The sequence below is a fragment of the Umezawaea endophytica genome, assembly GCF_025061645.1.
Taxonomy (GTDB): Bacteria; Actinomycetota; Actinomycetes; order Mycobacteriales; family Pseudonocardiaceae; genus Umezawaea; species Umezawaea endophytica.
On sequence record NZ_JANYMP010000042.1, the window covers coordinates 21,641 to 35,965 of the forward strand.

The following is a 14,325-nucleotide window of genomic DNA, read 5'->3' on the forward strand; positions in this document are numbered from 1 at the left end:
TCAGCGACGGCTTGTGTGGCGCACACCATAAGCGTGACGAGCCGGAGTCCGCAAGATGTCTACGAGATTTCGCAAGATGCTGACATTTGTCACGAACGGGTGACGCGAAGAAGGGGCGAGCCGGTGGCGGCTCGCCCCTTCGGGGTCTGGCGGGACTGGACTACCTGGGCGCGGGGCCCGTCGACGCGCGCACGACCAGCTCGGGCTCGAAGAGCAGTTCCTCGTCGGGCACCTGCGCGCCGGAGATCTGGTTCGCCAGCAGCTCGACGGCCGCCCGGCCCATCGCCTCGATCGGCTGCCGGACGGTGGTCAGCGGCGGTTCGGTGCAGTTCATGAACGCCGAGTCGTCGTAGCCGACCACCGAGACGTCCTGCGGGATCCGCTTGCCCTGCCTGCGCACCGCGCGCACCGCGCCGAGCGCAAGCGGGTCGCTCGCGCAGACGATGCCGGTGACCCCGCGGTTGAGCAGCCTGGTGGCCGCGGCCTGCCCGCCCTCGAGCGAGAACATGGTGTGCTCGACGAAATCGTGCAAGAGCTCCAGGTTCGCCCGTTCGGCGCACACCTTGAGCGCGGCGAGCTTGCGCTGCGACGGCACGTGGTCGGGCGGCCCGAGCACCGCGCCGATGCGCTGGTGGCCCAGCGACACGAGGTGCCCGAACGCCTGCTCGACGGCCACCGCGTCGTCGCACGACACCCGCGGGAAGCCGAGGTCCTCGACGGCCGCGTTGACCAGCACGGCGGGCAGCTTGCGGCGGGTCATCTGGCGGTAGTGCTCGTGCGGCGCGTCGGCCTGCGCGTACTGGCCGCCCGCGAACACGACGCCGGAGACGTGCTGTTCGAGCAGCAGTTCCAGGTAGTCGGCCTCGGACACGCCACCCGCCGTGCGGGTGCACAGGACGGGGGTGAACCCGCGCTGCGCGAGCGCGTTGCCGACCACGTCCGCGAACGCCGGGAAGATCGGGTTCTGCAACTCGGGGAGCACCAGCCCGACCAGCCGGGCGCGCTCGCCGCGCAACTGGGTCGGCCGCTCGTAGCCGAGCACGTCGAGCGCCGTCAGGACGGCGGAACGGGTGGCGTCGGAGACACCGGGCTTGCCGTTGAGCACGCGGCTCACGGTCGCCTCGCTCACGCCGACCTTCGCGGCCACTTCCGCCAACCGTCGCTGCGTCATGTAGCAAGTATACGACAGTGATTAACGGACTTTTGCGTACTCTTGCGCTCGTTTGCGTGGTTTGTGTGCCGCGTGGCTGACGGCCAGTTCTCGCGCTGACGCAAGCAGCGCGCAAGGCGGCACGACCACGTCGACCAGCCCGGCGCGCAGCGCCTCCGCGGCGGGCATCCGGCGACCGGTCAGCACGGCCCGGTCGGCCCGCGCGGACGTCACGCGACCGAGGCCGCCGCCGGTCGTGATGACCCGCGCGTGGCACGCCGTGGCGAGCGCGCAGCCACCGCCGACGGCGTCCCCGCCGATCGCGGCGACCACCGGGACCGCCATCCGCGCGACCTGCTCGCACAACAGCCGCAGCTCCTCCCAGTGGGCCCGGACCTGGGCGGGAGAGGTGCGGGCGACCTGACGGAGGTCGACACCGGAGAAGAACGAGCGGTCGCCGCCGTGCAGCACGACCGCGACCGCGTCCGACGCGGCGTCGAGCGCCGATCGCACTGCGGCCAGGTCGGCACCGGTCGGACCCGCCGAAGAGTGCTCGACGAGGATCAGCGCGACCCCGTCGGTGATCTCCAGGGTGACGGACATGAGAGCGCCATCGTGACCGAACCCCGGACCGCGTGTCATGCGGGTGACCACCATCGAGTGACTTGCGGCGTGTCGCCCGGTCCGTGGACGGCGGCGGGCGTTCAGGGGCTACCCGCACACTCGACCGTGGAGTGCGGAATGCCCGTCCGAGGGACTTTCCGTAACACTCGACGGCACTACCGAATAACACCACCCGCCATCTCGAAGGACGCGGCGAACATTCGCTTCGCGAAGAATTCAACCTCAGCGTCGACACCTGACCGATAACCGACCGGACCATTCCCCCGCACCCGCGATCCGCTTGACGCCGCACCGGCGGAACGATACGTTCGAAACAAGGGCCAGGGGGTGTTGATCGGCTCTGCAAGGGGGGACGTTCCTTGATCGAATCCTTGTGGTCGACCCATCCCACGAGCTCTTTGTGATTCGCAGTGAACGGGAATAGCTGAGGGGGTATTCCGTGCTACTCGGAAAACAAATGGGAAGCCGGTCGCGAAGATCCATTTCAGTGCTCGCGACGATGCTGTGCCTGTCCGCGGTCGTGCTGCCGGGCACGGCGCTGGCGGCTCCACCGGAACCGTCGACCGCCGAACTGGGCGATCTGGCCGAAGACCTGCTGCCGCTGGAGAACGCGGCGGTCCTCGCGGACGACGCCAGGACGAGGATCACCGCCGGGGTGGAGCCGGTCGTCACGGAGGCCGCCAGGGCCAAGGTGGCGACGCGGATGTCGCTGAGCGAGGACCGCCGGTTCGCCCGCGAGGCGGCCGGGGCCCGGTTCGACACCGTCACCACGTCGGTGCGCGTCGAATCGGTCCAGGGCAGCGGCACGTCGAGGACCGCGGAGATCGAGGAGACCAGCGGCCACCCGGTGGCGGGCACCAAGGACGGCTCGTCGTCCACCTGGCGCCACCGGGTCTCCTACGAGTGGACGGAGGGCCGGTGGGCCATCGCCGACATCACGGCGCTCGACCGGAACAGCGTGGTCAGCGATGCCCGCATCGCCGCCTCCGCGCGGGAGTCCACCGAACAGCGCCGTGCGGCGATCGTCGATCGGATCTCGACGATCAACCAGGGGATCCAGCGGAACCTGCCCGCGCTGAAGGCCGGTGACCAGGCCAAGCTCGCGGGCAAGCAGGTGGAGACGCTCGACGCGAACCCGCCCGCCGGTGGCGGGAAGGACGTCGCGGCCCCCAGCGCGCTGGGGCGAACCGCGGACCAGCCGATGGTGGCCGTGCCGCACGAGCAGGTGGGGGCTCAGGGAGGCGAGGGCCCACCGTACGACTACCGGTTCATGGTCGACGTCGCCGTCTACTACGCGAGGGACAACGCCGTTCCCTACGTGCGGGACACCAACGACTGCACGACCTTCATCTCCTGGGTCCTCTGGAACGGCCGCTACGCCGAAGCAGGCAGTGAAAGCCTGATCGACGCCATCTGGAACTACGACGACTACGACGTCTGGTACTACCGCTGCAACGACTGCTCACCCCGGAAGACCTACACCTGGGGTGGCGCGCGGAACTGGAACATCTACGAGAACAACTACGGAAATCGGGTCACCTTCCTCCCCTACCTGAGCGATCTGCTGATTTCCGATGTTTTCCAGATGGATTTCAACGGATACGGCGACCCGCCGAACATCCCGGACCACACGACGATGGTCACCGGTCGTGGAGAGGATGGTTGGCCTCTGCTGAGCTACCACTCCAACGACGAGAGGAACAAAGCGATGTGGGACACGATCGGAAGTGAGGACGGCCCGTTCTGGGCCATTCGCACATGATCGAACGCCCTGTTCTGGCGGCACTGCCCGTCCTGGTGGTGGCGCTGTTCTCGGTGGGGACCGGCTGCGGCCAGTCCCCACCGCGGGACTGCCTGCCACCGAGCGCCGACACCGTCCGCGCGGACGCGGCTCGTTCGCTGTTCGTCGCGCGGGTCGTGGTCACCGGTCACCCCGAGTTGGTCAAGGGGCCCACGAGCGGTGACGGGCTCATGGTTCGCGCGGAGGCCACCCTGGCGGGCGAGCCCCCACCGGCCGAGTTCGCGGTCTGGCCCGCGGTCAGCACACCGGAACTGCCGGTGGGGAAGACGGTCATCGTGTTCGCGGGGCCCAGTCGGGCGCTGAGCCTCAACGCCACGACCGCCGACGGCGTGGCGGTGACCGACTACCAGATCGCCGTGCCGAACGGGGTCCTCGACCAGCACGACGGCGTGGTGGCCCGCCTCTGCAAGGAGTTCACCAGTTCCACCGTCCCTGACGACGTGCTGGACGGTCTGTGAGGACGAGCCACCGTCAGAGCCAGCCCCGCCTCATCGCCTGCACACCCGCCTGGAACCGGGTCTGCGCCCCCGAGCGGTCCATGAGCTGCCGTACGCGCCGCTGCACGGTCCGCGGTCCGAGACCGAGCTGCCGCGCGATGCTCTCGTCGGTCAGCCCCGCGGCCAGCAGCGCCAGCAACTGGGGGTCGGCGACCTCGTCGGCCGCGCCGCCCGCGGCCGACCTCGGCGTGAACGGGATGCCGCGGTCCCAGTACAGCTCGAACGTCGAGATCAGCACGTCCAGCAGCGCGGACGGCCTGATCAGCAGCACCCGGTCCACGATCCCGTTCGCCCCCACCGGCAGCACCGCGACCCGCGCGTCCACCAGCCCCAGCTTGAACGGCAGCGTGGGCGTGACGCGGGCCCGCTCCCCCGCCGCGATCAGGTGCACGATCTCCGCCAGCCTGCCGGGCAGCTCGATGCTGGACCGGTCGTAGATCACCCGCCACTGCACCTGCCTGGCCCGCGTGTCGACCTCCAGCGCCACGTGGTCCTCCGGCGGCGACACGTACGGCGGCTGGTCCAGCACGCACACCTCGGTCCGCGCGCCGGCGAGCAGCGTCTCCCACAGGTCGCGCACCGAGTTGACCCCGGTCACGACCTCGACCATCCCGCTGTCGTCCTGGTGCTGCTCGTCGCGGCCCTTCAGGTACAGCTCCATCAGCGGCAGCGCCTCGGCCCGCGCCCGCCGGTGGCCGTCCTCGCGTGCCGCGATCAGCATCTCCACCGCCAGGTCCGGCGCGACGGCCTGCCACACGGCCGGGTCGCCGGACCGGCGCTGCACCAGACCGAGGTCGTCGAGCGACGCCACGACGGCCGCGGCGTCCACGTCCGGCAGTTCGGCGGCGATCTCCGCGGCGGTGCACGTCCCCACCCGGACCAACAACTCGTAGACCCGCGATTGATCCGGCGTGACGCCCAGGTGTTCGAACACCAGCGCATTGTCACCCATTCCGCCGCTCGGTCCAATTCATTAGGCCGAATGCATCAAGAATCGTGGCGGGAACACGCAACTGACGGGAACCTGCCTGCTCAGACCCTGTGCCGGGCGCCACAGCCCTGCCTACCTTCCAGCTCAACTCCGCAGCCGCTTCAGAAACCCTGATCCCTCGGCGGCAAGCGGGGTCCCTGTAGTTGGAAGGAACACCGCTGTGAATGGATTGCGACGCACCGCCACGTGCGCTGCCGTCACGGTGACGCTGCTCGGTGGCATCACCACGACGGCGTTCGCGGCACCCGCGGCCCAGCCCGGCGCGGACCCACTGGCCCAGCCCGTCCCCACCGGGAACGCTCGGCCCTACGAGCGCCTGATCGTCGGCTACAAGTCGTCGGCGACCGAGGCCCGGTCGGACACGGCCGCCGCCGACGACGCGAAGACCAAGGGCGCCAAGGCAGGGCGCACGCTCAAGCTGGACCGGCGGCTCGCCACCGGCGCGGCGGTCGTCGACCTGGGTGGCACGACCACCGCGGGTGACGCCGCCAGGACCATCGAGGAGTTCCGGGCCGACCCGGACGTCGCCTACGTCGAGCCCGACCTGCTGATGCAGCCGATGGCCGACCCCAACGACACCGAGTACGCCAAGCAGTGGGACCTCTACGAGGCCACCGCGGGCATGAACGTGCCGTCCGCGTGGGGCACCTCGACCGGCAGCGGCGTGACCGTCGCGGTCATCGACACCGGTTACGTGGCGCACTCCGACCTCGCGGGCAAGACCGTCGCGGGCTACGACTTCGTGTCCGACGCCGCTCGGGCGCGCGACGGCGGCGGCCGCGACTCCGACGCGTCGGACAACGGCGACTGGATGAAGCGGGGCGACTGCGGCACCGACTCGCTCGGCCAGCCCGTCCCGCCGGCCGACCAGAACTCGAGCTGGCACGGCACGCACGTCGCGGGCACCATCGCCGCGTCGACCAACAACGGCAAGGGTGTCGCGGGCATCGCGTACGACGCGAAGATCCAGCCCATCCGCGTGCTCGCGCAGTGCGGTGGCAGCACCTCCGACATCGCCGACGCCATCGTCTGGGCGTCCGGCGGCACCGTCCCCGGCGTGCCCGCCAACGCGACCCCGGCCAAGGTCATCAACATGAGCCTCGGCGGCCAGTCGGCGTGCTCGTCCACCTACCAGAACGCGATCAACACGGCCGTCGGGCGGGGTACGACCGTGGTGGTGGCGGCTGGCAACTCCAACGCCGACATCTCCGGGTTCACCCCCGCGAGCTGCAACAACGTCGTGGCCGTCGCCGCGAGCAGCCGTGAGGGCAACCGGTCGTACTACTCCAACTACGGCGCCAAGGTCGACATCGCCGCACCCGGCGGCGAGACCCGCCGCGGCACCGTCTCCACGCCGCAGAACGGCATCCTGTCCACGCTGAACACCGGTACGACCACGCCGGGCAGCGAGACCTACACGCCGTACCAGGGCACCAGCATGGCCGCGCCGCACATCGCCGGTCTGGCCGCGCTCGTGCTCGCGAAGAACAGCGCCCTCACGCCTGCCCAGGTCGAGACGCTGATCAAGAACAACGCCCGCCCGCTCGCGGGCACCTGCACGGGTGGCTGCGGCGCCGGTCTGGCCGACGCCGCGAAGACCGTGGCCGCCGCGGGTGGCGGCACCACGCCGCCGGTCGGCGGGACGTTCGAGAACACGACCGACGTGCAGATCCCGGACAACGGCGCGGCGGTCACCTCGTCGATCACCGTCACCGGCCGCACGGGCAACGCGCCCACCGCGCTCAAGGTCGGCGTGGACGTCAAGCACACCTACCGGGGCGACCTGGTGATCGACCTGATCGCGCCCGACGGCACCGCCTACCGCCTGAAGGGGTCGTCCAACGACTCCGCGGACGACGTGACGACCACCTACACCGTCAACGCCTCCAGCGAGGTCGCGAACGGCACGTGGAAGCTGCGCCTCCAGGACGTGGCCGCCGTCGACACCGGCTACCTCAACTCCTGGAACCTCGTGTTCTAGCGGGTTGACCGGCCTTCCCCTGTCCGGCCGGACCTCTCAGTGGCAGCGCCCCGGACCTCCCTGCGGTCCGGGGCGCTGCCCGTCAGCGGAGGAAGGCGGCGACCTCCCGGTCGAAGACGTCGGGCCGTTCGAGGTTCACCAGGTGCCCCGAGCCGGGGACCACGACCTTGCGCGCCGACGGCACGGCGTCGACCAGCAGGTCGGCCACGCCGTGGATGTCGGTGGAGTCCAGTTCGCCGACGAGGAGCAGCACCGGGGCCCGCAGTTCGGCGACCCGCTCGACCGCGCCGAACACGATCGCGGGGAGCACCGCCCTCCGGTGCCGGACGAAGTTGTCCAGCACCAGCTCGCGGCACCGGTCCCGCACACCGGGGTCGACCTCGGCAGGCGTCCGGTGCGGGCCGTCGACCCAGGTGCGCAGGACGGCCTCGACCCCGTCCCCGACGTCCTTCTCTGCACCGCGCTTGCTCATGTTCCCCAGGACGAACCGGTCGCGGAACACCATCCCGCTGAGGCCCGACCCGACCAGCACCAGCCGGTCGACGAGGTCCGGGTGGGCGATGGCGAAGTCGACCGCCGTGACGCCGCCCAGCGACATCCCCACGAGCGACGCGCGCGGCACGTCGAGGCCCGCGAGGAGTTCGCGCAGGTCCTCGTGGCGGGCGAACGGCTTCGTGGCCCCGGACGACGAGCCGTGGCCGCGGGCGTCGTAGCGGATGACGGTGTGCGCGCGTTCGAGCACCTCGACCTGCGCGTCCCACATCTCCCCGGTCAGGAACCCGCCGTGCAGCAGCACGACCGGGCTGCCGTCGCCGCGGACCTCGTAGGCCAGCTCCCCGCCGTCGACGGGCATCGTCCCCGTGGTCATGGTGACCGACGTTACCGGGGATGCGGCCGGGCCAGGCCGGATGGCACAGTCGGGGGCACCGAACCACCGTACCGAGGGGATCGCATGACCCGACCCGCCCGTCGTGATCCGAGCAGGCTCGTCGACGCCACCGGCTTCCGCCAGAACGTGCGCCAGGGCTGGGGCGACGCCGACCGCGTCGTCCGGCTCCCCGAAGGCGCCGCCCGCGCCGCGGCCGACCACCGGGCCCGGCTCGCCGCCGCCCTGCCGGGACGGCGGATCGCCGTCGCGTCCGGCTGGGCCCCCGTGCGCGCCAACGACAGCGACTACGCGTTCCGGCCCGACAGCGACTTCTCCTGGCTCACCGGCTGCTCCGCCGAGGGCACCGTGCTGGTGATGAGCGACGGCGACGCCGAGCTGTTCCTGCACGAGCCCGCGGGCCCGGACGAGCCGGACTTCTTCGCCAGCGCCCGCGACGGCGAGCTGTGGATCGGCCCGGTGCCCGGCCTCGCCGAGTGGTCGGAGGCCCTCGGCCTGCGCTGCCGCCCGATCGACCAGCTCGCCTCCGCGCTGCGCGGCCGCCTGCCCGAGGTGTTCTCCGCCCACGGCACGGACCCGCTGCTGGACGCGCTGGCGAACGGCGGGAACGCCGCCGAGCTGCGCTGGACGCTGTCCGAACTGCGGCGGATCAAGGACGACTGGGAGGTCGGCCAGCTCCAGAAGGCCGTCGACGCCACCGTGCTCGGCTTCGCCGAGGTCGCGGCCGAACTGCCGACGGCCGTGAAGGGCGGCGGCGAGCGCTGGCTGGAGGGCACGTTCGACCGCAGGGCCCGGACCAGCGGCAACGGTCCCGGCTACGCGTCGATCGTCGCGGCCGGACCGCACGCACCGGTGCTGCACTGGGTGCGCAACAACGGCGTGGTGCCGGAGGACGCGGTGCTGCTGCTGGACGCGGGCGTGGAGGTCGACACGCTGTACACCGCCGACATCACCCGCACGCTGCCCATCTCCGGCGAGTACAGCACCGCCCAGCGCCAGGTGTACGACCTCGTGGCCCGCGCCCAGGTCGACGCGCTCGCCGCCGTGCGGCCGGGCAACGACTACCGGGCGTTCCACCACGCGGCGATGCGCGTGCTGGCCGAAGGCCTGGACGACTGGGGCCTGCTGCCCGTGTCGGTGGACGAGGCGCTGTCGGCCGACGGCCAGCAGCACCGCCGCTACATCGTCTGCGGCGTCGGCCACTTCCTCGGCCTGGACGTCCACGACTGCGCCAACTCGCGCGCCGAGGCGTACCACGACGGCCCGCTGGAGGCGGGCATGGCGCTCGCCGTCGAACCGGGCCTGTACTTCCACCCGAACGACCTGACCGTGCCGCCGGAGCTGCGCGGCATCGGCGTCCGCATCGAGGACAACGTGGTCGTCCGCGACGGCGGCGTGCAGATGCTGTCGGGTGCCCTGCCGAGCGCGCCGGACGAATTGGAGCAGTGGGTGCGCGCCCAGCAGCGGTGAGCCCCGCGCTCCGTCAGGAGTAGAGGACCCCGAGGAACTCGACCAGCAGCCGTTCCCGCAGTCGAGGACTCGCGGCGGCGAGCAGCGCGTTGACCGGCGCCATCCGCTCCGGCAGCACGCTGTCGCCGCCGCCGAGGCCCGCCGCGGCCAGCAGCCCGGCGAACTCCTGCGGCGTCAGGGAATCCGGGTCCAGCGCCCCGATCGCCGCCACGACCTCGTCCGCGACGCGCACCGGCCCGGCCTCGATCGCCGCCCGCACGGAGTCCTCGAAGTCCGCCAGCAGCCGGGCCTCACCGCCCGCGTTGGCCGCGGTGACGGTCAGGTGCAGGTTCGCGGGCGACGCTCCGTGCGCGAACTGCGGCTGCACGTACCAGTTCCGCGCCTTCATCTCGTCGGCCACCGTGAACACGTCGAGGTCGTCCCGATCGGCGGTCACGGCGATCAGCGTCGAATCCGGCTCCCCCAACACCCGCACCCCGTCGATGCCCGCGATCCCCTTGAGGATCAGCCTGGTCGCGGCCAGTGCCTTCCCGGCCAGGTCCAGGTAGCCGTCGTCACCGAGGTGCCGGGTCACCGCCCAGGCCGCCGCCAGCGGACCGCCGGACCGCGTGGACTGCGTGGTGGAGTTCAGCATCGTGTAGCCGGGCCAGTCGGCGCTGGCGAAGTACTGCGCCCGGCGCAGGTCGGCCGACGCGTGCAGCAGGACGGACGCGCCCTTCGGGCAGTAGGCGTACTTGTGCAGGTCGACGGACACGCTCGTCACACCCGGCACGGAGAAGTCGAACGGCGGCACGTCCTCGCCCAGCCTGGCGAAGTACGGCAGCACCCACCCCCCGATGCACGCGTCCACGTGACACCGCACCCCGGCCCTCGCCGCCGCCGCGGCGATCTCCGGCACCGGGTCCACCACACCGTGCGCGTAAGACGGCGCACTCGCGACCACCAGCACCGTGTCCGCGTCGATCGCCGCCGCCATGCGCTCGGGATCGGCCCGGAAGGTCACCGGGTCGACCGGCACCACCACCAGCCGAACCCCGAAGTAGTGGGCGGCCTTCTGGAACGCGGCGTGCACCGTCTCCGCCACCACGATCGACGGCCGCTCGACCTCAGGTCGCGAGTCCCTCGCCGCCACCACCGCCAACAGACACGACTCGGTACCACCCGACGTCACCGTGCCAACCGTCGCGTCCGACCCGCCCAACAACCGCGCGGCCATCGCCACGAGATCGTTCTCCAACCTCAGCAGACTCGGGAACGCCGTCGGGTCCAACCCGTTGACCGACGACGCGATCGAATGCGCCTCAGCCGCCAACGCGTCCAACCCCGGCACCGCGCTGTCGTAGACGTACGCCAACGTCCGCCCACCGTGAGTCGGCAAGTCCCCGGCCCGCAACGCGCGCAACTCGTCCAACACCTCGTCGCTCACGCGGACTCCTCACGCTTCAGCAGCGGCAACGCCACCAACGCCAACACGGCCGGAATGGCCGTGAACCCGATCAACGCAGCCAACACGGCCCCGGAGGACTGCACAACCGCACCGTCCGTACTGGCCTCATAACCCCCCACCGCCAACACCAGCCCGTACACCCCCGGCCCAAGCGCCAACCCGAACGTCTCCCCCGCCGTCCACACACCCGAGAAGAGACCGGCACGGGTGGTCCCACTGGCCTTTTCGGACGCCGTGATCACATCGGGCAACATCGCCATCGGAAACACCTGCATCCCGGCGTAACCGACACCCACGAACGCCATCACCGCCACGACCACACCCGCCGGGAGGATTCGGGAAGCTCCCAGGACCACGACCGCCACCGCGAAGAGCACGGAGGCGACAACCAACCCGATCCGCTTGCCGTACTTGCGCCCCACTCGCTGCCAGAGGGGCATCACCAGGAGAGCCGGTCCGACGAAGCCCGCGAAGAGAAGGGTTTGGTAGGACGAGTCCCCCAGGACCAACCTCGCGAAGTAGTCGACTCCCGCCAACATCGTGCCCAACCCCACCGCCTGCACCACGAAAACCGTGAGGAGCAACCGAAACGGCTTGCTGCCACGGATGACGGCCCAGAGTTCTTTCGGGGTGGCCGACGCGGAAACCTGCCGCGAGGCGGAGGCCCCGGCTGTGCCGAAGTACGTGACGAGAGTGCCGATCACGATGAGCACGCCCACGGCCATGCCCATCACCGGGTAGCTGGTGGCGTCTCGGACCGCTGGGGCACCGGCTCCGCTGACGAGGATGGCCAGCGCGAGGATCGCCATCCGCCAGGCCATGAGACGGGTGCGCTCGTCGTAGTCCTCGGTGATCTCGGCGAGCATGGCTACGTAGGGGACTTGGAAGAAGGCGTAGGCGGTGGCGCACAAGAGGAAGACCGCTGCGACGTAAGTGGGTGAGTTGCCCGCGAAGAGGGCGGCGAAGAGGACCGCCACGGAGAGGCCACCGACGAGGAGGAACGGGCGTCTGGTGCCCGCTCGGTCGCTGATGCGGCCAGCGATGGGGTTGAAGAGGACGTCCCAGGCTTTGGGGAGGAGGACTAGGAGGCCCGCCACTGCGGCGGGGACGGCGAGGTTGTCAGTCAGGTAAGGGAGCAGGAGAAGGCCTGGGACTGTGCCGAAAGCGCCGGTCACGAAGGAGCCCATGGCGTATCCCGTGCGGACTCGGGCGGTGACCTGGTGCATAAGGAGGGGATGGTAGGGCAGGGAAGGGGGGAAGGACATGGGAGAGCCGAAGGGTCTGAGGGGTGGGAAGGGTGAGGGGGAAGGGTGAGGGGGGCCAGGCGGGAAGGGTGAGGGAGGGAAGGCGGGGGTTGGGTGTGGGGGCTGGGGAGGCACCACCACGCGCGCCCACTCCGGGTGACCCACTACGAAACCGCACGCCGTCTGCCATCTACGACCTACGAAACCGGACCCGCCAACCACTTGCGAAACCGCACCCGCCTACCGCTGACCACCTACGAAACCGGACGCGCCCACCGTCGACCACTTACGAATCCGTGCCAGCAGCAGCCGACCATCTACAAAACCGGGCCTCGCCGACTGCCGACCACCCACGAAACCGGACGCCGACCACCGCCGACCACTTACGAAGCCGGACGCCGCCTACGCAGCGTGGCCGATTTTACTTGGGGGATTTGCCCCTTAAACTTGCGTCGGACGGCGGCTTCACCTCCCCGCCGTTTTGGTCCGACGAAGGGGCAAATCTAGGGGCCCCAAGTCAAATCGGCCACCCCCACGCTGGATCTCCGGTACGCAACCCAGCCACATCGAAAGCCCCGATCCTACGACCCCCCACGGTGGTTCCCCCGCCACCCCTCTCGCGCAATTATTTCAATGCTTTTCACGCTTTGTCAAGGCGGGAAAGATGCCTTGACAAAGCGTGAAAAGCACGAAGGGCGCTGGGGATCGGGGCGGCGGGGGAGGTCTGTGCCGGGTCAGTTGCATGCGTCCACTCAAGCGCCGAAGGGGGTCAGCTCCCGTAAAAGAGCCAACCCCCCGCGACTACCACTCAACTCTGATAAGGCGCCGCCGCAGCCTTGGCCGCGACCACGAACGCCCCCTTGTTCTTCGGCCAGAACGTACTGCTAACACAAGAATAAGCCGGGAAGAACCCCCCACAGGTACCACTCGACGCCCCAACCTCGAACGTCACACTGGCCACACCCAACACCCCATAGGTGAAGTCATCAGTGGTACCGCTGGTGTCATACCCAACAGTCTCCTCATTAGTCCCCACCAAGTACCCATTAAAAGCAGCCATCTTCTTCCCGAATGCCCTCATCTGAGCATCATTGGGCGCCTTCACAGGACTCCACCCCCAAGGAATAATAATATCATTCCCATAACTATGCAAAGTAATCATAGTCCCACGCGCAGTAACCGGCGCAGGCGCCGTATCCGATGTCCCCCGCTGATCCGGATAAATAGAAGAGAACAAACTCTCTAAAGCCTGCGTCTCCGGCTCAGACTTGGCAGCAGTCCCCTGATAAGTCTCCGTACAGGGAGAGTTAGAATCCCCACCCCACTTGAACGAAGAATTCCGGTTCAAATCCACACCGATCGACGTACCACTACACCCACGCGAGTTATTGGCGTTCTTGCGCTGCAACCGAGGACTATTCCCACCCGCAGCCACAAGATCCACCCCATCCGGATTGGCCACCGGCACAACCCAGACCTCCGTGGTATCCAAAATAGAAGTGGCATCAGCATCAGTGCCATAACCATCCACCAGATAATCTATCCACCGATAAGCCAACTCCCCAGTGGAAAGCTCCCGAGCATGGATCTGCGCGATGATTGAGAACCGAGGCTTCGTCGAGTTCGGAGTCCGCGCGCAATCCCCCGCCTGCTTCTTCGTCAAGCAGATGGCCTTGATGTCATGCCCCGTAGCCAACCCACGGGTCTTGCGCCACGAATCCCCGATGTCGAACTGCGTGGCCAGATCCGGGTGAGCAGCGACGACGGCGTTCAGATGGGCTTCCTGTTCGGCGGCGGTCTTGTACCCGCCGTAGAACGAAGCCGTGCCGACGTCCTCCTTACCAGGGGCGATCGGCTTGTAGACGGTGTCGAAGCGGGTCGGGTGGAAGCCCGCGCGGCGGAGGCGTTGGGCCTCTGCGGCGTCGCCGACCACGAGGACGGCGTCGGCGTCGCGTTCGGTGACGTCGTAGCCGTCCCGGTCCAACTGGTGCATCTGGGCGGCTGACGTGACGGGTACCCGCCAGACGTACGGAACGCTGTCGGGTGCGGCCGAAGCCGTGGTGGGAACGACCAGGGCAGCCGCTACCACCACGGCTGTGAGCAGGGTTCTGGGTCGCAAGGGAAGCACCTCTCGTGCAGGCCCGACCACGCAGGGGTGTAGTCAGGCGAACACGCTCAGTGTGCCCACCCGGACCACCTCCGCCGCCACCCCTCGAACGGCTGATTCAGGGCAG

11 protein-coding genes are annotated in these 14,325 nt (G+C 69.5%); 4 read left to right on the forward strand and 7 right to left on the reverse strand.

The features are described 5' to 3' along the window. Positions 1-160: 160 nt before the first annotated feature. On the reverse strand, positions 161-1,171 hold the full coding sequence (locus tag NZH93_RS45655) for a LacI family DNA-binding transcriptional regulator (protein ID WP_259629613.1): 1,011 nt from the start codon (positions 1,169-1,171) through the stop codon (positions 161-163). A 21-nt stretch (positions 1,172-1,192) separates the two neighbouring features. Next, positions 1,193-1,753, reverse strand: coding sequence for an enoyl-CoA hydratase/isomerase family protein (locus NZH93_RS45660; protein ID WP_259629614.1), 561 nt, complete (start codon positions 1,751-1,753; stop codon positions 1,193-1,195). Between the two features lie 508 nt (positions 1,754-2,261). Between NZH93_RS45660 and NZH93_RS51120 the strand changes: the two genes are divergently transcribed. Further along, positions 2,262-3,536: an amidase domain-containing protein gene (locus NZH93_RS51120; protein ID WP_259629615.1), complete on the forward strand. Its 1,275-nt coding sequence runs from the start codon at positions 2,262-2,264 to the stop codon at positions 3,534-3,536. Continuing rightward, a complete protein-coding gene (locus NZH93_RS45670) occupies positions 3,533-4,033 on the forward strand; it encodes a hypothetical protein (RefSeq protein WP_259629616.1) in 501 nt (166 codons plus the stop codon). The genes NZH93_RS51120 and NZH93_RS45670 overlap by 4 nt, the downstream gene beginning before the upstream one ends. Before the next feature lie 13 nt (positions 4,034-4,046). Here the strand turns inward: NZH93_RS45670 and NZH93_RS45675 are convergent, their stop codons facing one another. Then, complete coding sequence (locus NZH93_RS45675) at positions 4,047-5,006, reverse strand: helix-turn-helix domain-containing protein (protein WP_259629617.1); 960 nt, start codon at positions 5,004-5,006, stop codon at positions 4,047-4,049. 217 nt (positions 5,007-5,223) lie between these two features. On the opposite strand from NZH93_RS45675, the gene NZH93_RS45680 reads away from it, so the two are divergent. Then, a complete protein-coding gene (locus NZH93_RS45680; protein ID WP_259629618.1) occupies positions 5,224-7,044 on the forward strand; it encodes a S8 family serine peptidase in 1,821 nt (606 codons plus the stop codon). Between the two features lie 82 nt (positions 7,045-7,126). Here the strand turns inward: NZH93_RS45680 and NZH93_RS45685 are convergent, their stop codons facing one another. After that, positions 7,127-7,912 carry an alpha/beta fold hydrolase gene (locus tag NZH93_RS45685; protein ID WP_259629619.1) on the reverse strand — a complete coding sequence of 262 codons (786 nt, stop codon included), beginning with the start codon at positions 7,910-7,912 and terminating at the stop codon, positions 7,127-7,129. 84 nt (positions 7,913-7,996) lie between these two features. Between NZH93_RS45685 and NZH93_RS45690 the strand changes: the two genes are divergently transcribed. Beyond that, on the forward strand, positions 7,997-9,400 hold the full coding sequence (locus NZH93_RS45690; protein ID WP_259629620.1) for an aminopeptidase P family protein: 1,404 nt from the start codon (positions 7,997-7,999) through the stop codon (positions 9,398-9,400). Between the two features lie 13 nt (positions 9,401-9,413). Here the strand turns inward: NZH93_RS45690 and NZH93_RS45695 are convergent, their stop codons facing one another. The 3 genes from NZH93_RS45695 to NZH93_RS45705 form a co-directional block, all read right to left on the reverse strand. Next, positions 9,414-10,826 (reverse strand): pyridoxal phosphate-dependent decarboxylase family protein, encoded by a 1,413-nt coding sequence (locus tag NZH93_RS45695; RefSeq protein WP_259629621.1) that lies wholly within the window; start codon positions 10,824-10,826, stop codon positions 9,414-9,416. Continuing rightward, on the reverse strand, positions 10,823-12,073 hold the full coding sequence (locus NZH93_RS45700; RefSeq protein ID WP_259629622.1) for an MFS transporter: 1,251 nt from the start codon (positions 12,071-12,073) through the stop codon (positions 10,823-10,825). Before NZH93_RS45700 ends, NZH93_RS45695 begins: the two co-directional genes overlap by 4 nt. Positions 12,074-12,899: 826 nt before the next feature. Continuing rightward, positions 12,900-14,219, reverse strand: a complete 1,320-nt coding sequence (locus NZH93_RS45705; RefSeq protein ID WP_372507004.1) for a M14 family zinc carboxypeptidase — start codon at positions 14,217-14,219, stop codon at positions 12,900-12,902. Between the last annotated feature and the right edge of the window lie 106 nt (positions 14,220-14,325).

Bases quoted from the DNA above. Each gene is read 5' to 3' on its own strand.
- NZH93_RS45655 (WP_259629613.1), bottom strand. From the start codon at position 1,171: ATGACGCAGCGACGGTTGGCGGAAGTGGCCGCGAAGGTCGGCGTGAGC.
- NZH93_RS45660 (WP_259629614.1), bottom strand. From the start codon at position 1,753: ATGTCCGTCACCCTGGAGATCACCGACGGGGTCGCGCTGATCCTCGTC.
- NZH93_RS45670 (WP_259629616.1), top strand. From the start codon at position 3,533: ATGATCGAACGCCCTGTTCTGGCGGCACTGCCCGTCCTGGTGGTGGCG.
- NZH93_RS45685 (WP_259629619.1), bottom strand. From the start codon at position 7,912: ATGACCACGGGGACGATGCCCGTCGACGGCGGGGAGCTGGCCTACGAG.
- NZH93_RS45690 (WP_259629620.1), top strand. From the start codon at position 7,997: ATGACCCGACCCGCCCGTCGTGATCCGAGCAGGCTCGTCGACGCCACC.
- NZH93_RS45700 (WP_259629622.1), bottom strand. From the start codon at position 12,073: ATGCACCAGGTCACCGCCCGAGTCCGCACGGGATACGCCATGGGCTCC.